Source organism: Methylobacterium sp. C33D (assembly GCF_053345825.1).
The window spans coordinates 115405-140048 of record NZ_JBKFAV010000012.1 but is presented as its reverse complement, the minus strand read 5'-3'; the positions used below and the strand labels follow the sequence as shown (position 1 = coordinate 140048).

The 24644-nt window shown below is 70.5% G+C and carries 22 protein-coding genes; 20 read left to right on the top strand and 2 right to left on the bottom strand.

Translation table 11 applies throughout. The annotated features are described in order from the left end of the window. Positions 1–362: 362 nt before the first annotated feature. The 7 genes from ACLBXO_RS11980 to ACLBXO_RS11950 all read left to right on the top strand — a co-directional run bounded on the left by ACLBXO_RS11980 (position 363) and on the right by ACLBXO_RS11950 (position 9828). Positions 363–704 carry a hypothetical protein gene (locus tag ACLBXO_RS11980; protein WP_447685503.1) on the top strand — a complete coding sequence of 114 codons (342 nt, stop codon included), beginning with the start codon at positions 363–365 and terminating at the stop codon, positions 702–704. Positions 705–877: 173 nt separating this feature from the next. Continuing rightward, positions 878–2923 carry an AAA family ATPase gene (locus ACLBXO_RS11975; protein WP_447685502.1) on the top strand — a complete coding sequence of 682 codons (2046 nt, stop codon included), beginning with the start codon at positions 878–880 and terminating at the stop codon, positions 2921–2923. Next, complete coding sequence (locus ACLBXO_RS11970) at positions 2916–3149, top strand: hypothetical protein (RefSeq protein ID WP_447685501.1); 234 nt, start codon at positions 2916–2918, stop codon at positions 3147–3149. Before ACLBXO_RS11975 ends, ACLBXO_RS11970 begins: the two co-directional genes overlap by 8 nt. Before the next feature lie 686 nt (positions 3150–3835). Then, entirely contained in the window at positions 3836–4573 is a 738-nt protein-coding gene (locus ACLBXO_RS11965; protein ID WP_447685500.1) for a hypothetical protein, read from the top strand. A gap of 80 nt (positions 4574–4653) precedes the next feature. Next, a complete protein-coding gene (locus ACLBXO_RS11960) occupies positions 4654–6873 on the top strand; it encodes a hypothetical protein (RefSeq protein WP_447685499.1) in 2220 nt (739 codons plus the stop codon). Next, the gene (locus ACLBXO_RS11955; protein WP_447685498.1) at positions 6870–7943 is read left to right on the top strand and encodes an ATP-binding protein; all 1074 of its coding nucleotides are present in this window, start codon (positions 6870–6872) and stop codon (positions 7941–7943) included. Before ACLBXO_RS11960 ends, ACLBXO_RS11955 begins: the two co-directional genes overlap by 4 nt. Beyond that, a complete protein-coding gene (locus tag ACLBXO_RS11950; RefSeq protein ID WP_447685497.1) occupies positions 7885–9828 on the top strand; it encodes a TniQ family protein in 1944 nt (647 codons plus the stop codon). Before ACLBXO_RS11955 ends, ACLBXO_RS11950 begins: the two co-directional genes overlap by 59 nt. Positions 9829–9863: 35 nt before the next feature. Here the strand turns inward: ACLBXO_RS11950 and ACLBXO_RS11945 are convergent, their stop codons facing one another. Beyond that, entirely contained in the window at positions 9864–10529 is a 666-nt protein-coding gene (locus ACLBXO_RS11945) for a hypothetical protein (RefSeq protein WP_447685496.1), read from the bottom strand. Positions 10530–10937: 408 nt separating this feature from the next. Here ACLBXO_RS11945 and ACLBXO_RS11940 point away from each other — a divergent pair, with 408 nt between their 5' ends. From ACLBXO_RS11940 to ACLBXO_RS11930, 3 genes are all read left to right on the top strand, one after another. Continuing rightward, positions 10938–12029: an alkene reductase gene (locus ACLBXO_RS11940; RefSeq protein WP_331312585.1), complete on the top strand. Its 1092-nt coding sequence runs from the start codon at positions 10938–10940 to the stop codon at positions 12027–12029. A gap of 131 nt (positions 12030–12160) precedes the next feature. Further along, complete coding sequence (locus tag ACLBXO_RS11935; RefSeq protein WP_447685495.1) at positions 12161–14074, top strand: PAS domain S-box protein; 1914 nt, start codon at positions 12161–12163, stop codon at positions 14072–14074. A 1-nt stretch (position 14075) separates the two neighbouring features. Beyond that, a complete protein-coding gene (locus tag ACLBXO_RS11930) occupies positions 14076–14807 on the top strand; it encodes an HAD hydrolase-like protein (protein WP_447685494.1) in 732 nt (243 codons plus the stop codon). On the opposite strand, the gene ACLBXO_RS11925 is transcribed toward ACLBXO_RS11930, so the two are convergent. Beyond that, positions 14744–15241 (bottom strand): outer membrane protein assembly factor BamE, encoded by a 498-nt coding sequence (locus ACLBXO_RS11925; RefSeq protein WP_020093881.1) that lies wholly within the window; start codon positions 15239–15241, stop codon positions 14744–14746. The two genes, ACLBXO_RS11930 and ACLBXO_RS11925, sit on opposite strands and share 64 nt — an antisense overlap. Before the next feature lie 155 nt (positions 15242–15396). On the opposite strand from ACLBXO_RS11925, the gene ACLBXO_RS11920 reads away from it, so the two are divergent. The 10 genes from ACLBXO_RS11920 (at position 15397) to ACLBXO_RS11875 (ending at position 24632) form a co-directional block, all read left to right on the top strand. After that, the gene (locus ACLBXO_RS11920) at positions 15397–15966 is read left to right on the top strand and encodes a ubiquinol-cytochrome C chaperone family protein (protein ID WP_331312582.1); all 570 of its coding nucleotides are present in this window, start codon (positions 15397–15399) and stop codon (positions 15964–15966) included. Beyond that, positions 15963–16493 carry a YceD family protein gene (locus tag ACLBXO_RS11915; protein ID WP_331312581.1) on the top strand — a complete coding sequence of 177 codons (531 nt, stop codon included), beginning with the start codon at positions 15963–15965 and terminating at the stop codon, positions 16491–16493. Before ACLBXO_RS11920 ends, ACLBXO_RS11915 begins: the two co-directional genes overlap by 4 nt. Positions 16494–16637: 144 nt before the next feature. Then, positions 16638–17672 (top strand): phosphate acyltransferase PlsX, encoded by a 1035-nt coding sequence (gene plsX / locus ACLBXO_RS11910; protein ID WP_043348438.1) that lies wholly within the window; start codon positions 16638–16640, stop codon positions 17670–17672. Positions 17673–17772: 100 nt separating this feature from the next. Further along, complete coding sequence (locus ACLBXO_RS11905) at positions 17773–18780, top strand: beta-ketoacyl-ACP synthase III (protein ID WP_331312580.1); 1008 nt, start codon at positions 17773–17775, stop codon at positions 18778–18780. Between the two features lie 166 nt (positions 18781–18946). Then, positions 18947–19267, top strand: coding sequence for an integration host factor subunit alpha (locus tag ACLBXO_RS11900; protein WP_020093876.1), 321 nt, complete (start codon positions 18947–18949; stop codon positions 19265–19267). Positions 19268–19399: 132 nt separating this feature from the next. Continuing rightward, positions 19400–19903, top strand: a complete 504-nt coding sequence (locus tag ACLBXO_RS11895) for a MerR family transcriptional regulator (RefSeq protein WP_447685493.1) — start codon at positions 19400–19402, stop codon at positions 19901–19903. A gap of 79 nt (positions 19904–19982) precedes the next feature. Then, positions 19983–20402 (top strand): hypothetical protein, encoded by a 420-nt coding sequence (locus tag ACLBXO_RS11890; RefSeq protein WP_273560351.1) that lies wholly within the window; start codon positions 19983–19985, stop codon positions 20400–20402. A 120-nt stretch (positions 20403–20522) separates the two neighbouring features. After that, positions 20523–20966, top strand: coding sequence for an Ig-like domain-containing protein (locus ACLBXO_RS11885; RefSeq protein ID WP_331312579.1), 444 nt, complete (start codon positions 20523–20525; stop codon positions 20964–20966). 218 nt (positions 20967–21184) lie between these two features. Continuing rightward, positions 21185–23137 (top strand): PrkA family serine protein kinase, encoded by a 1953-nt coding sequence (locus tag ACLBXO_RS11880; protein ID WP_010681919.1) that lies wholly within the window; start codon positions 21185–21187, stop codon positions 23135–23137. A gap of 193 nt (positions 23138–23330) precedes the next feature. Continuing rightward, entirely contained in the window at positions 23331–24632 is a 1302-nt protein-coding gene (locus tag ACLBXO_RS11875; protein WP_331312578.1) for a YeaH/YhbH family protein, read from the top strand. Positions 24633–24644 lie beyond the last annotated feature (12 nt).

Genomic DNA, 24644 nt, shown 5'->3' with positions numbered 1-24644 from the left:
TCCTTCCCCGGGCTGGGAGTGTCCGCGACAACCCGCCGAGTCGACTTCTGCAGCGGCGACCGCGGCTAGGCCCGCCGAACCTGACGGAGCCGGCTATCGAAAGGTCCCGGGTCCTCCACACGGATCCACCGCTTTCGGGCCCGCAAATTGCTGGGTCCCGTTCGAGCGGTTGACGCCCTGGGCGTCGGTTGCCAGTTTGTTTCAAGCCTGGGCGGCGCCCAGTACCAAAGCGAGACCGACGTGTCCCACCCCCTGCACCTCATACGGAAGGCCGCGGCTCCCAGCCGACCGTCGCTTTCCCGATCCGCCCAACAGGGGGCCTGACCGCACGCGAGCGTCGGCAGCCCCGGAGAGAGGCTGCCTTGACCGACCGCGCTTCCGACCGATCCGACGTCTCGCCGTTGGCGGCGCAAACAGCCCTGGCCGGCCTGGCCGCACCCGTCCCCGCAACGGAGGATCCCGCGCGTTTCGTGGGGGAAATTTTCCGGCGCCTTGCATTGTCGCGCGAAACCTTCGGGGAGACCGGCTTCGGCCGGATCGCAGCCGCCGTGCTCGTGGCCCTCGGCAGGGCCGCCCTGGAGGAGGCCGAGCGCCAAGCCTGGCACTTGAAGGAGCGCTCGGCCCCGGTGCCCCCCGGCATGAGGGTGTCTGCGACCGCCCGCCGCGTCGACTTCGACGGCTGGGACGCCGGCGAGGCCGAGTGAAGCGGTATCCCGACCCTGAGGAGCAATCCGTGATTGACCTGAAACAGATACCGCGCATCGCCGGCGGCCTCCTGGGCCTGCCGGCCGTCATCTTCCTCACACGATCCGAGACACCCCCCGGGGCCTGACCGGCGCGCACGGACGCGCGCGGCGGCCTCGCGATGGAGGCCGCCATGACCAATTCCAAGAAGAGAACCCCTTCCTCGCTTCTCGACCATCGCCGCCGGGCCGCTCCCCGTACCGAAGAGGTGGAGCTCGACTACGGCCTTCCCGAGCCCGAAGGCGAGGGAGACGCCCTCGGCAAGCCGGGAGATCTCCTGGCGAACGCCTCCGTCGGCACCATCCTGGCGACGGCGATGCTGCTCGACGCCCTGACCGCGCCCGAGCGCCGGCGCCTGATGCGCCAGCAGGGTCTCGCGATGGTCGTGAAGGTGCCGGGCTCGGACTGGATGGAGCACGTCGGACGGTCGCTTTCCCGCGTGCACACGTGGTCGGAGATTTTCAGGAGGGCCGGCGCCAGCCGCAGCGAGAAGACCGACTTAGGCAACGACAGGACCTGCGACATGCTCAGCTCGGGCCGCTCCGTCCTGGGCGTATCGACCGCACCGGAGCGTTACCTGCCCTCCGCTCTCCTGGCGTCGGCGGACATCCGTGTCGACCTGCGCGCCCCGAACGCCAAGGTCATGACGCTCGTGATCGACCTCGTGACCGGCACCCGGCCACGCAAGCTTCCGCCGGGGCTCGGGCACGGGCTCTCCCTGACCGAGCTCGCGTCCTGCATCCGGAAGGGCAGCAGCGCGGCCGCCTGCGTCCGGAGGCTTAAGGAGGCCGCCGCGTCGAAGGTCGGCGGAGCCGACCAGGATCTCGCTTCGGTGCCGCTGCTGAGCGACTGCCTTGGCTATGGGGCGGCCCACGCGTGGGGAATGCAGTTGGTAGAGGCAGTTCGCCAATATCAGCGCGGCGAGCGTGACTGGAGTACCGTAGAAGATCGGAACATTGTATTATCTGGAGACCCTGGCGTAGGCAAGACTAGCTTTGCGAGGAGCCTGGCCAAGACTGCAGGCATCCCGCTGATCGCGACGTCTGTCTCGTCGTGGTTCGCGTCTACGGGCGGGTACCTCAACGACATCTGCAAGGCAGTGGACGCCGTGTTCGACCAAGCCATCGCCTGCGGTCCATGCGTCTTGCTGCTGGACGAAATCGATGCCGTGCCGTCGCGCGCGCACTGCGACAGCCGGCACCGGGACTTCTGGGTGCCCGTTGTCAGCCACATCCTCCTGGCGCTCTCGTCGGCGGTGTCCGGACCGAACTCCCGGATCATCGTGATCGGAGCCACCAATTTCCCCGAGCGCCTCGACGAGGCTCTGGTCCGGCCCGGGCGGCTGAACAGGGTCGTGCACATCGAGCGGCCGGACGTGCTGGCCATCGCCGGCATCTTGCGCCAGCACCTGGGAGCCGATCTGGAAGGCGAGGACCTGATGCCGCTGGCCACCATCGGCGCCGGAGCCACGGGCGCCGACGTCGCCGGGTGGGCGCGCGGCGCCAGAATGACGGCCCGCGCCGCCGGCCGCGGGATGGTCCTCGCGGACCTCGTCGAGCAGCTCGCGCCACCCGAGACGCGCTCACCGGCCCAGCTTCTCGCCGTGGCGAGGCATGAAGCCGGTCATGCCGTAAGCCACCTCAGGTTGCAGCTTGGCGAGGTCCTGACGGTCTCCCTGATCGAGAGGGGCTCCTTCTCGGGGCGCACCATCGTCCACTTCAGAAACTCCTCGGCGATGGATGCCACCGAGCTCGACAACGCGGTGGTGTCCATCCTGGCCGCTCGCGCCGCGGACGAACGTTGGGGAAGCGTCACCACCGGCTCTGCGGGCGGCCCCGGCTCGGATCTTGCGCATGCCACCCGCCTCGTTGCGGGCAAGCACGCATCCTACGGCCTCGGAGCATCGCTGCTCTATCGCGGGGAGCCCACAGAGGCCCTCGACCAGCTCCGGACCGACCCTGCTTTCAGGAAGGTGGTCGACGACGACCTGACGAGGCTCTTCGACATCGCGCGGCGCTTCGTCGAGGAAAACCATGTGCTGATCGATGCGGTCGCCCGCCGTCTGGTCCAGGCCCGCATCCTCTCGGGTGCCGACGTCGCCGCCATCGTCGCGGAGCCCGGAAATCGGGCATATGCCCGCCGGCGCAGTTCGGTGAACGCGGGAGGCGCCCGTGACTGACAGTCAGACCGACGCCAACATCGGCGATGTGCTGATCGGCCTGATGCGCCTGCGTCGGGTCCTCGCATCGTCCGACTTCCAGGACCTGCTCGGAGCCGTCCTTGTCGAGATCGAGCAGGGCTTGGAGCTCGCGCTTGAGGCAGAATACCGTCGCAAGGCCGAAGGCAACCTGATCCCGTTCCCGGGCGCAATCGCCAGGGGCGGCATCCGGGACGAAGCACCCTGACGCCGCTCTCGGCGGCTGCACCGAGGTTGTCCACAGGAACTCGTTATGGCCTCCGCGCCGCGGGACCGCCGCCCAGTGGTTATCGCAACTGCCCCCCCGCAAGGCAGCCGGCAGCGGAGTTGCGGAGCCATCGACCCCGCGAGTCGGACAGCCTGCTCGGGGCCGTCGCCGTCGAGGTGGGCACCGGCATGGAGCTCGTCGCGGAGCGTCGCCACGCCCGTCCGGCGGACGGAAACGTGGTGACCTTCCCGGGGCCGCGAGGCCCATGATGGCGCGCCCTTGCCGGTCCCGTCATTTACAGGCTTCTCACGCAATCGGCGCGGCCAGGGTGTTCGTTAACCTGTCGTCAGCCTGGGCGGTGCAGGATGCACCCATCGTCCGACATCGACCCACCGGCCGACAAACGGCCCCACCGGAGGAGCGCGCGCATGCCCTGCATGACCATACGTCCCGTCCGGTCCGGCGGTGTCCCCACCATGGCGATATCCCGGAACCGGACCTGACCCGGAGCGCCCGCGGGCGCCCGACCCTTCGCGAAAACCCGAAGGCCCGCCCCGTCACGGGGCGCGGTGTCACGCTCGTTACCAGGGAGTACCGCCCATGTCAGGTCGCGAACGCATCCTCGCCGCAATGGCGTCCGGCCGGAACGTCCCGGCCTACGTCGCCGACTTCCTCGATCCCAAAGGGTGACAGGACCGTCCCCGCCAAAGGGGGACACGGGCCGTGCCGCTAAGGCGGAGCCCGATCTCGTCGGCATCGACTTCGCCGGGACCGACCCGGATAGAACGCCCGCGCCCCGCAAGACGGGTCCGCAGGTCGGCACGGTCGCCGACCCGTTCCGGCATCGCACCTACACCTACGAGAGCGAGGCCGAACGCACCGTGATCACGGTGCTCGGTTCGTTCCCGGAAGTGATGCGCATCGAGGAGCAGGTCGAGGTCACGTACTCGCTGGACGGCGTCGAGCGCATCCATTTCATGGACGTGCTCGCGACCTACCGGGGGGGTAAGCGCGTCGCCTGCTACGTGAAGTCGGAGGCCACGGAGGAGGTCCGCCGGGAGGCGCGTGCGATCCTGACCGCGATCTGCGCGCGGCACGGTGCCCGGTTCGCCGACGACTACCGCCTCGTGACCTTCGACGGTCTCTCCCCGGCGACGGTCGCCAACGCAGGGCTGATCACGCGCTGCGGCGGGGAGTTCGACGGGGAAGCCCGCCGCGCCGTCCGCGCGGTGCTCCCGGACCTCGGTCCGGAAGTCACCGCGCACGAGGTCGGCTTGGCGACAGGCCTGGGTGTCAGGGCGATGCGGGCGGCCTTCGCCCTCATCCCGGAGGGCGATCTGCTGAACCCTCCGGGCCTGCAGCTCTGCTTTCACACATCCTTAGCCAACCTGCGCAGCCGCCGTCCCGCTAACCAAGCGGCTTAAGGCGTCGCTACGGCAATCGGCGGGACGGTGTCCTACGGAGACACCGCCCCGCCGCCCCTCCGCCAGACCCGGGCCGAGCCATGCACTACGATACCTTCAGGTTGGGGATGAACGACCGGGTCCGGTACCAGGGCGAGTTCTACCGCCCGGAAAGCCGCGACGACCAAGCACGCCACTGGGTGCTGCGGCGCCTCACGGACGGGTCGGCCCTCGACGGCCATCGCTGGCACCTGTCCGACCGCGACCACTACAGGCTCCGCCGGTCCGAAACCATCCTCGTCGAAGACGATTTCTTCGCGCCCGTAGGACGCCTCCTATCGGAGCGGAGCGACGATTCCGACCTGAGCGACCTGAGCGAGGACGAACTCCTGACGGTGGCCTGGAAGCTCGAATGGTGCACCCGGTTCTACCGGGCACGCGCCCTCCTCGACGGCTACGTGAAGGCTCCCCCGTGCACGCCCAAGGGGCTGGAGGCGTTCATCGAGCGGGAGCGCGAGCCCATCCACCGCTGGTACGTGAGGACGTTCCGCAAGCCGCGCCCTGCCGGCCGCTTCTTCAAGGGCACGGACCCAAAGCCCTACGACTGGCCCGGAGCCTCGACCCTGCGGGACTGGCTCGCCGCCTACGAAGCCAAGGGCCACAAGAAGAAGGCTTTCCGGCCGCAGTACAAGAACTGCGGCAACCGCCATCAACTGAACGGCCTCATCGTCTCGGTCATCGAGCGCGAGGTGCAGGGTTACGCCAGCAAGGCGCAGCCCACGATCTCCGACATCTACGAGAATGTCGTCGAGCGCCTCGACGCGTTGAACCGGGACCGCGAACCGGAGGACCGCCTCCAGGTCAGCGAGCGCGCCGTCAGGCGGCGCGTTCACCAGCTCGATCCGCTCTTCAAGGACGCCGGGCGCCTGGGCAAGGAAAGGGCCCGCCGGAAGTACACGCCCGTCGGGCATGGTCTCGAAAGCATCGACGGCATCGAGCCGCTCCGGCGCATGGACAGGGTCGAGATCGACGACTGGGAAATGGACCTGTTCACGCTGATCAACCACAAGCATGCCCGGGAGAGGTTGAGCCCGAAGGCGCGCGAGAAGGCCAAGGACATCGTCCGCGCGACCCGCTGCACCGTCACGTTCGCCATCGACGTGGTCACCCGCTGCGTCGTCGGCCTCAACGTCTCGCCGAACGAGCCTGCGGTCGCCGGCGCCAGGGGCGCCCTGCGCAGCGTGCTCGTCGACAAGACGCCGCTCGCGCAGGCCGCGGGATGCCAACGCGACTGGCCCATGTTCGCGAAGCCCCGCGAGGTGGCGACGGACGGCGGCCCCGTGTTCAAGGGCGAGTTCCACGATACCGTGGAGCGCCTCGGGATCGGGCACCGCTATCCGGGCGGAAACCCGACGCGGCGCGCCACGGTCGAGTCGTCCCTCCGCATCCTGAAGGCATTCTGCAGACGGTTCACGGGCCAGTCGTTCTCCAACGTGGTCAAGCGCGGCGACTACGAGGCCGACAAGCTGGCGAGCCTCTTCGCCGTCGACCTCGAAACACACCTCGTGAGGTTCATCGTGGACTACTACCACGAGAGAACCCACCCGGAGATCGCGGCCCGTCCGCGGACCGCCTGGGAGACGGCCGGCAACGTCCTTGCGGGCGCGCCGAACGCCGTCCAACGGCAGGTCGGCTTCGGCATCCGCCTCGACGACCGCACCATCGACGCCGCCGGCGTCACCTTCCTGCACATCCAGTACAGGCACGATAAGATGGCGCTGCTGCACGGCAGCGTCGGGAACCGTCGCCTGACGGCCATCGTGGACCCGCACGACCTGCGCAGGATCCTGATCCGCATCCCGGAGGAGGCCAAGCGCAACCTCGACGTCGAGGGCGAATACATGGCCTTCACGGCGCGGACCGAGTTCCACGGCGTGTCCGCCCTGCGCCACATGAACAACAGCGCGGCGCTGCTCGCGTTGGAGGCCCGGGAGGACGCGGAAGGCAGGTCGTTCCGGCTGGACGCCCTGCGCTCGATCAAGGGCGCCGCCGAGAAGGCCCGCATCCGGGCGGGCGTGCCGTCCGACATCCTGTCCGCCAAGACGTACATCGAGCTGTTCGCCGAGTTCGAGCGCGCGGGCGCCAGGGCGACCAAGCCCCGGCCCGCGCCCGTCGGCCCGCCCATGGGCGCAGACGACGAGCCCGGCATCCTCGGCGAATCGATGGCCAGGCCCGCCGGGCCCGCCCGCGAGGTCCGGCCGGCTACGGACCCCGACGCGACGCCGAGATCCATCAATCGCTACAGCGAGGACGAGGAATGACCAGAGGTGAGCGCCGACCCGTCGTCCTCGCGCCGCGGTTCGACCGGGAAGACGAGGAAGCCTACTTCCGTACCCTCCAGTCGAGGATGCCGGAAAGGAGCCAGCGCGTCATCGAGACCTTGAGGCGCGTCCGGGCCGTGTACGTCGAGTGCGGCCGGGACGCCGCCCTGCGGGCCAATTTCGACCGCTTCCTCGAACGCTTCTACGCCGGACGGAACGAGGTCCGCGAGGAGGCGGACATTTACATCCTCGTCGGCCAGTCCGGGGCCGGGAAGACGAAGGCGGTCGGCCGCTTGCTCCGCGAGCATCCGGGGCTCCAGCCGGTCGATACCCCGTACGGAACGGTCACGCCTTACGTCTCGATCAAGCTCAAGGGCTACGGCCTCCCGCGCCTCGTGGCGGCGCGGATCATCCGCGAGGCCGGATACGGCCAGGTGAACGGCAGTCTTCAGGGCGAGATGTTCGACGGCCTCAACGACGCGCTCCGTGCGCAGCGGGTGTTCGTCGTCCACGTCGACGAGGCACAGCACCTGTTGAGGAAGAATGCGGGCGTGAAGGAACAGCAGGAACTCGCCAACGCGATCAAGGGCGCATCGGTCGACCCGAACTGGCCCATCGTCTTCGTGTTCTCAGGTTTGCCGGAGATCATCAACCTGGCGCGGAAGGATGAGCAGGTCGACAAGCGGGGCGACTACACCGTGTTTACAGACGTCGCGATGCCCGATGAAAGCGACCTCGTGGAGAAGATCGTCTGCGAGATGGCCGGAGCTGCCGGGCTCGACGTCTCAGGGCTCGTCGAGGGCGACTTCCTGGAGCGGCTCGCACACGCCGCACACTTCCGGTACGGGCGCATCTGCCAACTCGTCCTGTCGGCGATCCACGAGGCGCTGCACAGGAAGACCGCCTCGCTGGCCATCGGTCATTTCGCGAAGGCCTACGAACGCCGCACCCTGGCGTTCGGGAGGCCGGACAAGAACCCCTTCATCACCGATGCCTGGAGGAGCCTGGATCATGGATCGTTCCTGGAACTCCCTGAGGACGGGCAGCGGGACGCCGACGCTCATGATTAGCCGGACCCGCATTCCGGGCCATCCCTTCGTCAGGCACGGGCATCCCCTGCAACCGCGCGAGCCGGCGATGGGATACGCCGCTCGCCTGGCCGCCATCCAGGGCGTCGACCTTGCCCGGTTCCTCCGAGACATGCGCATCGGGTTCAAGGAGCTGTTGCGGGGGGATGGAGATGCGGTTCGCGGCCTCGCCGCGCTGCGTTCCCTGGACCACAAGGCGGTCGAGTCCCTCGTCACCTACACGCCGAGGCGTGAAGAGGGAGCGAGGGACTACGCGGTGGCAGGGGCGCCGATGCTCCCGGGGGACGTGCTGGCGGGGTCGTTCCGCGTGTGCCCCCACTGCATCGCCGAGGACCTGGACAGGTTCGAGGGCCCGGTGGCCGCGCGTCCCTGGCTGCGCCTGGAATGGGTGCTGTCGGGGGTGCGCGCCTGCGCCGCCCACGGGGCCGCGCTCGTCGATGTCCGGCCCGACGAAAAGCTCCACCTGGGATGCGACTTCTCGTGGACGGTCGCCTCGCAGGTGCTGCCAGGGCTCGAACGCCTGCGCGCCGAGGCCGCGGAGGGGGAGGCGACGACCTACGTCGAGTGGGTCGCCGGGCGTCTCGACGGTGCCGTCGATGCGGGGAACTGGCTCGACGACGTTCCCCTTTGCGCCGGCATGGCCTTCTGCCAGGGACTGGGTATCTCCGCCCTGCACGCCCCCGGCACGCGCCCCTCGGCCCTCGGTATGAGGGATCTGGCGAGGGCCGCCGAGGAGGGATACCGCATCGCCGCCCGGGGCAGGCAGGCGGTCGAGACCCTCTTCGACCGAATCGTCGAGACGCAACTGACGAAGAAGCGCGGTTCGGTTGGGCACGAGAGGATCTACGGGCAGGTCCACCGCGTCCTGCGCTGGCACGGCGAGGACCCGGCGTTCGCGAAGTTCAGGGACGTCCTTCGCGAGCACGCGTTCGCGAACCTTCCCCTGAGCCCCGGCATCCCCTTCCTCGGCGTGGCGCTGGACGAGCGCCGCGTCCACAACCAACGGAGCGCCGCGGTCTCAAGCGCGCGGGCGGATAGCAGCATGCTGCGGTTGGTCGGGAACGGGACCGCCGAAGCCGCGGCCGGACGGCGGCTCCGCATCCCCGTCCCCGAGTTCGAGGCGCTGGTCGCGAGCGTCGCGGGGCACATGACGAACAAGGAGGTGTCCGCCCTCACCGGGCTGGACATCCGGCAGATCGACCGCTTGGTGGAACGGGGTGTGTTGCCCATCCTGCCGGAGGCATCCCGGCCCGCTGGGGCCTATCGCCGCTTCCTGCGCGCGGACATCGACGCGTTCATGGCCCGGCTGCTTCGAGACGCCGTGCCCGTGCCGGGGCCGTCCGGGAGCCGCGTGCCCATCGAGAGGGCGCGCAGCGTCGCCCGCGTCACGGCGGCCGACGTCGTACAACTCGTCTTCGAGGGAAAGCTCGGGTGGGTCGGAAGCCAGGGCGACGGCCGCCGCTATGAGAACCTCCTGGTCGACGTGGACGAGGTGCGGGCGATCCTGCAGCCTGCGCGGCCCGGAACCGGCCTGACCCTGACTGAGGCGATGGCCAGGCTCCCGGGCATCAAGCATCACAGCCTGCCGCGGCTGGTCCGCGCCGGCCTGCTCGAATACGCCTCGGAGTATCGTCCGACGAGCCTTCGCACGCTCAAGGTCCTCACGGGCGCGAGCGTCGAGGCATTCGCCGCGCGGTACGCCACCCTTCAGGAGGTCTCGACCGCGCTGGGCATCGCGCCGCTCTTCGCCCTGCGCCGCCTCAACGGCGACGGCGTGAGGGAGGCGGTGAGCTTCGAGCAGGTCCGGTCGAAGATCTACAACCGTTCGGACGTGGCCAGGTATCTGGTGCCGGCTCCGGCTTCCTGACCGGGCCGATGCGTGGCGACCCTAGCCCCGGGCCGTCAGTGAATGCCGGGGAGCGCCGGGCCTGCCTCCGGTTCGAGGTCGAGGCCGGCTTCGTGGACGGTCTCCCGGATGCCGAGCGCCATCGCCATGCAGCACACCTTGCACGCCTGGTAGCGGCTCTCGAAGGACGCGGCCGCCCAGGCATCCCGGGTCACCGGGCCGGACCCCGCTATCTCCCTTCGCGATAGCATGAGTTCGACCACGGCATCGTTCCTGGTGACGCCGAACGCCTTGGCCTTCTCCATGTAGTCCGCCAGCATCCCCGCATCGACCGGGACCTCGTGCTCGTCGAACCTGAACCACCGCAGGCCGGTCGCAGGGTCCGGGGGCGGCACCGTATCCCTCTGCGCGCAGATCGACATCATCCCGACGACGCTCTCGATGGCCTCCGCCCGCGTCGCCACCGGAGCGGGAGTGCCGATGATCGTGCCGATGCCCGGCGGCAAGCCTCCGAACTCCAGGTCGGCGTGCCAGCCGCCGCCCTCCTGGTAGAGGTGGACGCCGCGGGCCTTCGATAGCTGCCAGTACGCCTCGGCCGACGCGGCCGTGTTGCTGAACATCTCGACCCGGACGCCGGTCACGTCGATCAGCCGGCCCTTGAGATGGCGGAGCAGCGCCGCGGCCCTCATCCGGTTTTGCGGATTGGTGTGCTTGTAGCCCATGGCGGCGCCCCGTCTCGCAGCCGCCCTGTGGCGGGTGCGGCAGGGCAATGTCCCCCTCGGCCCGGCAAGCTTCAAACGCGGCGGATGCCGTGCGCCGGGTCACGCCGCCGGCCAGGGCTATGCGGAACTTCGGCGATATGGCCACGGAACTTTGAGTTCCGTATGGCATCAGCTTGAGCGGGCGGATGCGGAACTTTGGGTCGGCTATCAGCTGAGGTCCGCGAGGCCCGGAACGGCCGACGGGGCCGGGCTCCGCGCGAGCCCGGCCCTGCCCGTCTCGCCGTGTGCGCCCCCGCACGCGACGGTCAGCCCCGCGGCGCAGCACCTTGGCATCGCGGCGCCGCAGCGCCACCTCGGCGCCGGATTAAACCCGGACGCGGCCCCCGCCGCATCAGCACGAGGTAACCCATGCCGTCCCTGCTCGACCCGATCCGCGTCGGCGCCATCGAGGCGAAGAACCGGATCTTCATGGCGCCGCTGACCCGCGGTCGCGGCACCCGCGAGCACGTTCCGACCCCGATCATGGCCGAGTACTACGCCCAGCGCGCCGGCGCGGGCCTGATCCTCACCGAGGCCACCGGCATCAGCCAGGAGGGGCTCGGCTGGCCCTACGCGCCGGGCATCTGGTCCGACGCCCAGGTCGACGCGTGGCGGCCGGTCGTGAAGGCCGTCCACGACAGGGGCGGCAAGATCGTCTGCCAGATCTGGCACATGGGCCGGATGGTCCACGCGGACTTCCTCGGCGGCGCCAAGCCGGTCTCGTCCTCGCCGACGACGGCTCCCGACCAGGCCCACACCTATTCCGGCAAGAAGCCCTACAGCGAGGCCCGCGCCCTCGAGGTGTCCGAGATCCCGCGCCTGCTCGCCGATTACGAGCGGGCCACCGCCAACGCCCTGGCGGCCGGGTTCGACGGGGTGCAGATCCACGCCGCGAACGGCTACCTGATCGACGAGTTCCTCCGCGACGGCACCAACCACCGCACCGACCAGTACGGCGGCTCCGTCGAGAACCGCGTGCGGCTCCTGCGCGAGGTGACCGGGGCGGTGGCGAAGGTCGCCGGGCCGGAGCGGACGGGCGTCCGCCTCTCGCCGAACGGCGCGATCCAGGGCTGCAACGACTCGAACCCGGAGCCGCTCTTCGTCGCCGCCGCCCAGGTGCTCGCCGATGCCGGGATCGCCTTCCTGGAGATGCGCGAGCCGGGGCCGAACGGCACCTTCGGCAAGGCCGACCACCCGCCGATCGCCCCGGCGATGCGGCGCGTGTTCCGCAACCCGATGATCCTGAACGCCGATTACGACGGGATCAGCGGCCAGAAGGCCCTGGATGCCGGAGAGGCGGACGCCATCGCGTTCGGCCGGACGTTCATCGCGAACCCGGACCTCGTCGAGCGCATCGCCAAGGGCGCGCCGCTCAACAAGGACGACGCCGCGACGTGGTACAGCCAGGGCCCCGAGGGCTACGTCGACTACCCGACCCTGGCCGAATCCCGCGCCGCCTGACGCCCAGCCGTCGGCACCTCTGCCGCGCCTCGCGCGGGCGCGGCAGGGCGGGCGCGGCAGAACGGGTGCGGCAGGAAAGCGCGGCGGTTCCTTGGCAGCGGCCCGTCGCGCACCTATGTGAGGACGGGACCATGGATGTGCCTGCACCTCACCCGCTCGCGGAAGCCGGACTGACCGACGGGCGCTGGAGCGCAGCGGCCCGGATCGCCGAACTGCGCGACCTCGCGATCCTCGATTCCGAGCCGGAGCCGCTCTACGACGACCTCGTGCGCGTCGCCGCCTACGTCTGCCGGGCCCCGGTCGCGCTGGTCAGCTTGGTCGACGCCGAGCGGCAATGGTTCAAGTCGGAGGTGGGCCTCGGCAAGCGCGAGCTGCCGATCACCTGCTCGGTCTGCGCCCACACGATCGAGGCCGGCGACCTCCTCATCATCCCCGACCTGACCGCCGACGCGCGGACCACCGAGAATCCCCTTGTCACCGGGGCGCCGGCCTTCCGGTTCTACGCGGGCGCGGTGATCCGCGGTAGCCACGGCATCCCCCTCGGTGCGCTCTGCGTGCTGGACCGCGTCCCGCGGCCGGCGGGGCTCGATTCGGAGCAGACCGCGACCCTGCTGGCTCTGGCGCGCCAGATCTCGAGCCTGCTGGAGCACCGCAGGACGCTGGCGCAGGTCGCCGCCCGCGAGGCGGAGATCGCCGCGAGCGAGCGCCGCTTCCGCGTGATGACCTCGGCGATGCCCCAGATGGTCTGGACCACGCGGCCGGACGGGTTCCACGACTACTACAACGACCGCTGGTACGAGTTCACCGGCGTCCCGCACGGCTCCACGGACGGCGAGGGCTGGAACGGGGTGTTCCATCCCGAGGACCAGGAGCGGGCCTGGGCGCGCTGGCGCCACTGCCTCGCGACCGGCGATCCCTACGAGATCGAGTACCGCTTGCGCCACCGCAGCGGCGAGTACCGCTGGACCCTCGGGCGGGCCATGCCGATCCGGGACGCCGAGGGGCGGATCGAGCGCTGGTTCGGGACCTGCACCGACATCGACGACCTGAAGCGCGCCGAGGCCGAGGCCCGCAAGCTCGCGGCGATCGTCGAGACCTCCAAGGACTTCATCGGGCTCTGCACCCTCGAGGGCGCGATCACCCACCTCAACGAGGCGGCGCTGGCCCTGGTCGGCCTGCCCGATCTCGCGGCCGCCCGCGCGAAGACGGTGCCCGACTTCTTCACCGACGACAGCCGCCGGATCCTGGCCGAGACCGTGATGCCGGCGGTGCGCCGGGACGGGTTCTGGGAGGGCGAACTCGCCTTCCGGCACTTCGTCACCGGCGAGCCCCTGGCCGTGCTCTACAACATCTTCCCGGTGCGCGACCCGACCGGGACCGAACTCGGCTACGCCACCGTCACCCGCGACCTGCGCGAGGCCAAGCGCGCCGAGGAGGCCCGCGACCTGCTGATCCGCGAGCTGTCCCACCGGATCAAGAACATCTTCGCGGTGGTCGGCGGCCTCGCCGCCCTGACCGCCCGGAGCGACCCCGCGGCCAAGCCCTTCGTGGCGGCGTTCCGCGAGCGGCTCGGCGCCCTGGCCCGAGCCCACGAGTACGTCCGCCCGCACTCCCCCGACAGCGCCCCGCCGGTCGCCGGGCAGACGGTGCTCGGGCTGATGCGCCTGATCATGGCCGCCTACGAGGAGAACGGGCGGGCCCGCGTCGTGATCTCGGGGGACGATGCCGAGATCGGCGAGCGCACCGCCACGGCCCTCGCGCTGATCATGCACGAGCAGGCCACCAACGCGGTCAAGTACGGCGGGCTCTCGACGCAGGCGGGCGGCGTCTCGCTGAGCGGGATCCGCGAGGCGGGCCGCTACACGCTGACCTGGCGCGAGGAGGGCGGCCCGCAGGTCGCCGGCGCACCGTCCCGGAAGGGGTTCGGCACGGTGCTGGCCGAGCGCAGCGTCGCCGGCCAGCTCGACGGGGAGCTGGAGCACGACTGGGCGCCGGGCGGTCTCCTGATGCGGCTCAGCGTCCCGCTCGAGAACCTGCGGACCTGACATGGCCCGGATGCCGGCCCGGATGCCGGCCGCGCCCGGGCCGGATCTCGTCGTCCTCGACTTCGACGGCACGCTGGCCGACAGCTTCGCGTGGTTCTGCTCGGTCCTGAACGGCGTCGCCGACCGCTACCGGTTCCGCCGGGTCGAGGCCCACGAGGTCGAGGAGCTGCGGCTCCAGGGCGCCCGGGCGATCGTCGCCCATCTCGGCATCCCGCGCTGGAAGCTGCCGCTCATCGCGCGCCACATGCACGCGCTGGCCGCCCGCGACGCCGCGCAGATCGCGCTGTTTCCCGGCGTCCCGGCGATGCTGGCCGCGATCGCGGAGGCGGGCGTGCCGCTGGCGATCCTGTCGTCGAATCGCGCCGACACGGTGCGGCGGGTGCTCGGGCCGGACAATGCCGCCCGCATCGGCGCCTACGCCTGCGGGGCGTCGATCTTCGGGAAGGCGCGCCGGCTGCGGGCGCTGCTCGCGCGGACCGGGGTGCCGCCGCACCGGGCCCTCTGCGTCGGCGACGAGATCCGCGACCTCGAGGCGGCGCGGGCGCTGGGCTGCCCGTTCGGGGCCGTGGCCTGGGGCTACACCGACCCGCGGGCCCTGGCGTCCCGCGGCCCCGAGCACCTGTTCCCGGAGCCCGGGGCGATCGCCCGCCTGGTGGCGGGCGCGGCCGGTCACATGCCGCGGTTGGCGCCCGGCACGACGCTGGTGCCGCTGCCGCTGCCGAACGGCTCGTAGCGGGTCAGGCCGCGGAACAGCTGGCTGAGGAAGGCGCGGTCGGCGCCGCTCGTCGGCGTCGTGCGCTCGATGAAGTCGAAGATCCGCCCGTCCTGCAGGCCGTAGAGGGCCACGCGCTCGACCTTGAAGGCGGGGGTGAAGTACACGGCCGTGACCTTCTGGTCCTCGACCTGCTCGCCCAGGAACATGATCGTCCGGCGGGTGTTCTGCGAGATGTAGTACCAGGACTTGTTGCCCACCGTGGACACGGTCGAGGGCGTGCCCAGGATCTGCAGCACCTGCTCGGGGCCCATGCCGGGCTTGATCGTGGCGAGCGCCGCCTGATCGACCTGGTAGCCGTGGCGCAGCTCCTCGCCGATGCAGCCCGACAGACCGGTTGCCGCGAGGCCGAGCAGGGCGAGGCGCGCGAAGGACTGGACGAAACGGCGCCGCATCGGGCCCCCAGAGAGCGTGTTGACGGACGGGGCGCGACCGTCGCCGCCGGCACGGGGCTCCGACGGCGCTTGCGCCCTGGGCGTGGGTTGCCGTACCGCGGGGTTATGGCTTTGACAAGGCAAGCTTGGCCACAGTGGGCCGGGGTTCCGCATCGATGATCGCCGGGTTGTTCCGCCGCGCCGGCGCGCGCCGCCGCGCCGTCGAGGGGCTGCACGTCGCCCTGAGCGAGGCCGCGCGCCGGCCGGGCCTCTACACGGATCTCGGCGTGCCCGACACCGTGGAGGGCCGGTTCGAGTCCCTGTGCCTGCACGCGATCCTGGTCCTGCGCCGGCTGAACCGGCTGCCGCCGCCGGCCGCCGAGGTGGCGCAGGATCTGGTGAATTCCGTCTTCACCCAGCTCGACGCCTCCCTGCGCGAGTTGGGTGTCGGCGACATGGGCGTGTCCAAGCGGATGAAGAAGCTCGGCGCCGCCTTCTACGGCCGCGCCGAGGGCTACGACGCGGCCCTGGAGGCCGGCGACGCCGCCGCCCTGGCGGCCGCCCTCGTCCGCAACGTGCTCGGCGGCGAGGGGGACGGGCGCGGTCTCGCCGCCTACGTGCGGGCGGCCGACGCCGCCCTCGCCGGGGCCGATCTCGACGGGCTGCTCGGGGCCGGGCCGCCCTTCCCGGAGCCCGACGGCTTCGCGCCGGCACCGGCCGGCCCTGACCACGGAGGACGCCCATGAGCCGCGATGCCAGCAGCCGCGATGCCGGACAGGACGCTTTCCCGCTCGCGCGCTGGGTCAATGTCGAGCGCCTGCCCCAGGGGCGCGGCGCCGTCACCGTGGAGGCGACCCCGGCCGAGTGCGCGGCGCTGGCCGCCGATTTCGGCATCCCGGGGATCCGCGACCTCGTCGGGCGCTTCGCCATCGCGGGGGCGACCAGCCGCCTCACCGTGACCGGCACCGTGGAGGCCCTGGTGACCCAGGTCTGCACCGTCAGCCTCGAGCCCTTCGAGGCGCCGGTCCGGGAGCCGGTCGAGGTGGTGTTCACCGACACCGACCGGCTCGCCGGCACCGATGCCGAGGACGCCGACATCCCCGACCCCCTGGTCGGCGGCCGCATCGATTTCGGCGCGCTCACCGCCGAGTTCCTGGCGCTGGGCCTCGACCCGTACCCGCGCAAGCCCGGCATCGCCTTCGAGCCGGTCGTGGCGGGCGACGACGCGGGGCCCCTCGACGGCCTGCGCACGCTCCGCGACCGCGACGGCTGAGGCCGCCGCGTCCGGCCGGAACCGCCGGCCGCCCGATTTCATTTGCCCGCCGGGCCGGTATCGCTATGGTCCGCCGCGCCCGGCGGGCCCCGTCCCGCCGCCGTCCGACCCCTTTCCCGCCGAGACCCGCGACCCGCTACCGACATGTCCCAACGCGTGTGCATCTCGCTCGACGCCATGGGTGGCGACCACGGGCCCACCACGGTCGTGCCCGGCGCGGCGCTGGCCCGGGAGCGCCATCCCGGCACCACCTTCCTGATGTTCGGCGACGAGGCGGTGATCGCGCCCCTGGTCGCCAAGGAGCCCCGGCTCAAGGACTGCGTCGAGATCCGCCACACCAGCGTGGCCGTGGCCATGGACGACAAGCCGAGTCAGGCGGTGCGCCAGGGCCGGGGCAAGTCGTCGATGTGGCAGGCGATCCAGGCGGTCCGCGACGGGCAGGCCGATGCCTGCGTGTCGGCCGGCAACACCGGCGCGCTGATGGCGATGTCGAAGATCTGCCTGAAGACCATGTCGGGCATCGAGCGGCCGGCCATCGCCTGCCTGTGGCCGACCGTGCGCGGCGAGAGCGTCGTGCTCGACGTCGGCGCCACCATCGGCACGGATGCCGAGCACCTCGTCGAGATGGCCGTGATGGGCTCGGCCATGGCGCGCATCGTGTTCGACCTCGACCGCCCCACCGTCGGCCTGCTCAACGTCGGCACCGAGGAGATGAAGGGCAACGAGGCGGTCAAGGAGGCCGCCCGGATCCTGCGCGAGATGGAGAGCCCCGGCCTGACCTATCACGGCTTCGTCGAGGGCACCGATCTCGGGCGCGGCACGGTCGACGTGGTCGTGACCGAGGGGTTCACCGGCAACATCGCCCTCAAGACCGCCGAGGGCACCGCCAAGCAGATCGGCACCTATCTCCGCGCCGCCATGACCCGGACGCTGGCCGCCAAGATCGGCGCCCTGTTCGCCCGGCAGGCCTTCAAGGCCCTCAAGGACAAGATGAACCCGAGCCGGGCCAATGGCGGGGTGTTCCTCGGCCTCGAGGGCATCGTGATCAAGAGCCACGGCTCGGAGAACGCGCAGGGCTTCGCCGCGGCGATCGATCTGGCGCACGACATGGCGCGCCACGACATGATCCGCACGATCCGCGAGATGCTCGACCAGACGGCGGCGCTGGCGCCGGCCTGACGCCGGCCCCCGGCCTCCGTCGACGGACGGGATGGAAATCGGACGCCCGCGGCCTCACAACCGAAGATTGTGAATCCGGTGTCGTCCGGGAAGGACAATGATGGCAACCCTCCGCACTGACCCCGAGCAGCACCGGCGCGCGCCCCCCCTGCGCTCGGTGGTGGTCGGGACCGGATCGAGCCTGCCGGCGCGGGTGGTGACGAACGCCGATCTGGCCGAGCGGGTGGACACCTCCGACGCGTGGATCGTCCAGCGGACCGGGATCCGCCAGCGCCACCTCGCGGGCCCCGACGAGACCACCTCGGTCCTCGGCACGCGCGCCGCCAGGGCCGCCCTGGACGATGCCGGGCTGAGCGCGGACGACATCGACCTCGTGATCTGCGCCACCTCGACGCCGGACCACACCTTCCCGGCGACCGCGACCCAGATCCAGGCGGCCCTGGGCATCCATCAGGGCGCGGCCTTCGACCTGCAGGCGGTCTGCGCCGGCTTCGTCTTCGCGGTCTCGACCGCCGACAAGTTCCTGACCACGGGGGCCGCCCGCCGGGCCCTCGTGATCGGCGCCGAGACCTTCTCGCGGATCGTCGACTGGGAGGACCGCACCACCTGCGTGCTGTTCGGCGACGGCGCCGGTGCCATCGTGCTGGAAGCGCAGGAGGGGGCCGGGGACCGCGGCGTCCTCAGCGCGAGCCTGCGGTCGGACGGCCGCCACCGGGAGAAGCTCTACGTCGACGGCGGCCCCGGCTCCACCGGCACCACCGGCCACCTGCGCATGGAGGGCCGCGACGTGTTCCGGTTCGCCGTCGGGCAGGTCACCGACGTGATCGTCGAGGCCTTCGCGCAGGCGGGCATCACCGCGGAGGAGCTCGACTGGTTCGTGCCGCATCAGGCCAACCGCCGGATCATCGAGGCCTCGGCCGACAAGCTCGGGATCGCCCGGGACAAGATCGTCCTGACGGTGGACCGCCACGGCAACACCTCGGCGGCCTCGATTCCCCTGGCCCTCGACGTGGCGCGGCGGGACGGCCGCATCCGGGCGGGCGACCTCGTGATGATCGAGGCGATCGGCGGCGGGTTCAGCTGGGGCGCGGCGCTGATCCGCTGGTGAGGTTCGGGCGGCGCGCCCGAAACGATTCGCTGCCCCGGTGCGGTTGACCGGGGGCGGAGCGCCGATTAGCGTGCCGGATCATAGGGATACGCCTTCAGCGTTCGGCGCGGCCACGGGTGCCGCGCCGCGCGTCATGGGGCGAGCGATGCGGGCGAGGGGACACGGCATGGCAGGCAAGACGGTGACGCGCGCCGACTTGAGCGAGGCCGTCTACCACCAGGTGGGCCTGTCGCGGACCGAGTCGGCCGCCCTCGTCGAGACCGTGCTGTCCGAGATCTGCAGCTGCCTCGCGAGCGGCGAGACGGTGAAGCTGTCCTCGTTCGGCTCCTTCGTGGTGCGCAGCAAGGGCAAGCGCGTCGGCCGCAATCCCAAGACCGGGGTCGAGGTCGCGATCGAGCCGCGGCAGGTGATGGTGTTCAAGCCCTCCAACGTGCTCAAGGCCAAGATCAACGGCCTGAACGGCGCCGGCGATCACGACGACGAGTGAGCGCGCGTCGCTGTCCGGGCACAGTCCGGGCGCGGGCCTGAAACGCGGCCGCGTCGGCGGTCTCTTCAGGCTTGAGTGCGGCTTCGCGAGCCGGCAAGATCGGGCCGCTTCGCCCCGCTCCGTAAGACGCCCATGCCGCCAGCCCTCGCCGCCGCACCGACCGACGAACCGCCGACCGGAATCGGCGAGAAGAGCGCCCACGCGTTCCGGACGATCAGCGAGGTGGCCGAGGAACTCGACGTGCCCCAGCACGTGCTGCGGTTCTGGGAGACCCGCTTCGGGCAGATCCGCCCCGTGAAGCGGGCGGGCGGGCGGCGCTATTACCGGCCCCAGGACATCGAACTCGTCGCCGGCATCCGCCACCTCCTGCACGTGCAGCGCTACACCATCGCGGGGGCGCAGCGGGTCCTCAAGGAGAACGGCGTCCGCTTCGTCCAGGCGGTCGGCCGCGGCGAGGCCGTGGCGGCCGAGCCCCTGCTTCAGGAGGTCGAGACGGAGGCCGGAAGCCGGGCCGGGAGCCGGGGCGACGCGCTCGACGGCCCGGACCGGGCGGCCCTGGCCGCGGCCCTGGACGAGCTGCGGGCCTGCCGCGCCCTGCTCGACGGGCTGCGCGACCTGCCCGACGCGGAGGCCTGAGCGGCCTCGCGGGACGCGACCGCCCCGGCATCGCGCCCTGCGGGCGAACTTTCCGGCGACAACTCGCGTTGTCGCCCGCATGGCCGCGCCCAAACCCAAGTTGACGCCCAGCCAGGAACTGATGGCCCGCATCATGCGGATCGTCCGCTCCTGCCCGGAGGCGGCCTCCGAAGTCCTCGAACTGATGTTCCTCGTCAGCCAGATCGAGGCGGCCACCGGCGTCGACCGGGAGTACCGCGACGCCAAGCGGGTGATCAGCCGCCTGCGCAATCCGCTCTGGGAGATGGGTCCCACCGACCGGGAGAAACTCCTGGCCGCGGCCGAGACGATCCGCCGGGTCTGCCGGCTGGCCGAGGACGAGATTCCCCCCGTGCCGGTGGCCGATGCCGGGGAGCGGGCGCGGGTCGAGGGGCGGCTCGCCGCCGCGCTGGCCGGCGAGTTCGACGCCGCGCAGATCGCCCGCATCACCGGGATCGTCGCGGCGGCCCTCCAGAATTAAGCCGCCGCCCGGGCCCTCGACGCCCGTGCAGGGCGTCCCCACATGGTCTGGACCGATGAACGGGGCATCCGGACGCGTGTCCGGGGAGAGGTCCCGGGTCGGCTTTGGAGAGACGCTGCCATGATCGCCCTACGTCCGCTCGCCGCGCTGCTCGCAGGGAGCATGGCACTGGCCGGGCCCGCCCTGGCCCAGGCGCCGTCCAGTCGAACCAAGACGGTGGCGCCCGGCAAGACGGTCCGCATCGAGATCGCGCCGAACCTCAAGAAGGATTGTTCTCCTGGGCCGATGCCCGAGTTCAAGGTCTCGGGCCCGCCGAAGAACGGGTCGGTGATCACCAAGGTCGGCAAGCTGAAGACGCCGGCGAGCTACCGCTGCCCCAACAAGGAGGCGGCCGTCCAGGCGCTGTTCTACCAGCCCAACAACGGATTCACCGGCACCGACGAGGTGACGTTCGAGGTCAAGAGCTCCGACGGCCAAGTCCAGACGCAGACCGTGAAGATCACGGTCGGGGGCGCGGGTACCAAATCGGGAGACGACGGCAAGAAAGAGGGCACGGATTTGTGAGCAGGCTCTGGCCGACCCGGTCTCTGAGCAGTTCTGCCGCCGGGGCAGCCGTCCGGGGGCGGCACGGAGTCTCGTCTGTGCCGCCTTCAGCGCTCCGGAGTGTTGCATGCAATCGACATGCCGGGCGCCATGCTCGCCGCACTGCGACAAAAGCGGGCCTGTCGGTTGCATCCGAGCCGAGACAGGATGAAGCTGTCACGGTCTGAGAGGGTTATCGAATGCCGATGCATGCGACGAACGACCTTTTCCAGAGCTTCGCCCGAGGGTACGAGGCCCGCCGCGACACGGAGATGACGCTCTCCGAGTACCTGGAGGCCTGTCGCGACGAGCCCCTGATGTACGCCTCGGCCGCCGAGCGCATCCTCGCGGCGATCGGCGAGCCGGAATTCGTGGACACCGCCAGGGATTCGCGCCTCGGCCGGATCTTCATGAACCGGACGATCCGGACCTACCCGGCCTTCCGCGAATTCTACGGCATGGAGGAGACGATCGAGCGGATCGTCTCGTTCTTCCGCCACGCCGCGCAGGGGCTGGAGGAACGCAAGCAGATCCTCTACCTGCTCGGGCCGGTGGGCGGCGGTAAGTCGTCGCTGGCCGAGCGGCTGAAGCTCCTGATGGAGGTTCACCCCGTCTACGTACTCAAGGCTGGGGACGAGGTGTCGCCGGTCTTCGAGAGCCCGCTGGGCCTGTTCGACCCTGAGACGATGGGCGAGGAGATCCAGCGCCGCTACGGCATCCCGCGCCGGCGGCTGACCGGCCTGATGAGCCCCTGGGCGCTGAAGCGCCTCGACGAGTTCAACGGCGACATCTCGCGCTTCAAGGTGATCAAGGTCCGGCCCTCGCGCCTGCGCCAGATCGCCATCGCCAAGACCGAGCCGGGCGACGAGAACAACCAGGACATCTCCTCGCTCGTCGGCAAGGTCGACATCCGCCGCCTGGAGACCCTGTCCCAGGCCGATCCCGACGCCTACTCGTACTCGGGCGGCCTGAACCGGGCGAACCAGGGCATCCTCGAGTTCGTCGAGATGTTCAAGGCGCCGATCAAGATGCTGCACCCGCTGCTCACGGCGACGCAGGAGGGCAACTACGTCGGCACCGAGAATATCGGCGCGATCCCGTTCACCGGCGTGATCCTGGCCCACTCGAACGAGGCCGAGTGGCAGTCCTTCAAGACCAACAAGAACAACGAGGCCTTCATCGACCGGATCTACGTGATCAAGGTCCCGTACTGCCTGCGCGTCACCGAGGAGCAGCGGATCTACGAGAAGCTGATCTCCGGCTCGGAACTGTCGGACGCGGCCTGCGCGCCCGGCACGCTGGAGATGCTGGCGCGGTTCTCGGTGCTGTCGCGGCTGCGCGAGCACGCCAATTCCAACGTCTTCTCGAAGATGCGGGTCTACGACGGCGAGTCGCTCCGCGAGGTCGATCCCCGCGCCCGCTCGATGCAGGAGTACAAGGATACGGCCGGTGTCGACGAGGGCATGGACGGGATCTCGACCCGCTTCGCCTTCAAGGTGCTGGCCGCGACCTTCAACCACGACACCACCGAGGTCTCGGCCGACCCGGTGCACCTGATGTACGTGCTGGAGCAGTCGCTGCGCCGCGAGCAACTGCCGCCCGAGACCGAGAAGAAGTACCTGGAATTCATCAAGACCGAGCTGGCCCCGCGCTACGCGGAGTTCATCGGCCACGAGATCCAGAAGGCCTACCTCGAATCGTACCACGATTACGGGCAGAACCTGTTCGATCGGTACATCGACTACGCCGACGCCTGGATCGAGGACCAGGACTTCAAGGACGCCGAGACCGGCCAGCTCATGAACCGGGAACTCCTGAATCAGGAGCTGACCAAGATCGAGAAGCCCGCCGGCATCGCGAACCCGAAGGACTTCCGCAACGAGGTGGTGAAGTTCGCCCTGCGCTCCCGGGCGCAGCACGGCGGCCGCAACCCGAGCTGGACCAGCTACGAGAAGCTGCGCGAGGTGATCGAGCGGCGGATGTTCTCCCAGGTGGAGGAACTGCTGCCGGTGATCTCCTTCGGCTCGAAGAAGGACGGCGAGACCGAGAAGAAGCACGGCGAGTTCGTCGAGCGCATGGTCGCGCGCGGCTACACCGAGCGGCAGGTCCGCCGCCTGGTGGAATGGTACATGCGGGTGAAGCAGGCCGGCTGAGGGGCGACGGGGCCCGGCCGGTCCGATCGATCGGCCGGGCCCCGCTCCGACCCTCCGCCGCCACAGTTTCGGACGACCGGCCGGCGAAGATCGCGGCCCTGCTGCCGAAGAGGGATCCTTCCCTCCGGTGACAGCATGGTACGACAGGGGTCCGGACCCGGCCGGAGCACGCGGACGAGGGTTTTCGCAGCGGATGCACATCGTCGACCGACGTTTGAACCCGGGCGGCAAGAGCCTCCCGAACCGCCAGCGCTTCCTGAGGCGCGTGAAGGACGTGGCCCAGCGCGCGGTGCGCGAATCCGCCCGCGAGAAGGACATCAAGGATCTCGGCAAGGACGGCCGCGTCACCGTGCCGGCGGACGGCGTCCGGGAGCCGCGCTTCTCGCGCCAGCCCGGCACGGGCCTGCAGGACCACATCCTGCCCGGCAACAAGACCTACGTGGAGGGCGACACGATCGAGCGCCCCCCGGGCAGCGGCGGCGGTCGCGGGGCCGGCGAGGGTGGGGAGGGCGGCGAGAACAGCGAGGACGCGTTCCGCTTCGTCCTGACCCGAGAGGAGTTCCTGGAGCTGTTCCTCGAGGATCTCGAACTGCCGGATCTCGCCAAGCGGCGGCTGGCCGTGGTCGAGACCGAGGGCCTGCGCCGGGCCGGCTACACGGTCACCGGCTCGCCGGCGAATCTCGCGCTGACCCGCACCCTGCGCAACTCGATGTCGCGGCGGATCGCCCTCAAGCGCCCGAAGCCCGACGAGGTCGCGGCCCTGGAGGCCCGGCTCGCCGCCCTCGCCGAGGGACACCCGGAGCGGCCGGACCTGGAGCAGGCGCTGTTCCGGCTGCGCGAGCGCTCGAAGCGCATCCCCTACGTCGACCCGATCGACCTGCGCTTCCGCCGGTTCGAGCCCTATCCGCGGCCGATCGCGCAGGCCGTGATGTTCTGCCTGATGGATGTGTCCGGCTCGATGACCGAGCACATGAAGGACCTCGCCAAGCGGTTCTACATCCTGCTGCACATCTTCCTGACGCGCCGCTACCGGCACGTCGAGATCGTGTTCATCCGCCACACCGACCGGGCCACCGAGGTGGACGAGGAGACGTTCTTCGGCTCCCGCGAGACCGGCGGCACCCTGGTCTCGTCGGCGCTCGTGGAGATGAAGCGCGTCATCGCCGAGCGCTACGACCCGAACGACTGGAACATCTACGCCGCCCAGGCCTCGGACGGCGACAACGTCTCCTCCGACGGGCCGACCTCGACGGAGCTCTTGCGGTCGCACATCCTGCCGGCCTGCCAGCACTTCGCCTATCTGGAGGTCGGGGACGAGAACGGCCCCCGCGCCGGCTTCGTCGAGCACCGCACCACCCTGTGGCGGACCTACGAGGCCATCGCCAAGGCCGGCGGCCCGATCGCCATGCGCAAGGTCAACCACCGCCGGGAGATCTACCCGGTCTTCCGCGAGCTGTTCGGCCGCAAGGAAGGCCGCGCCGAGGCGGAGGCGTAGGTTTGTCCCCTC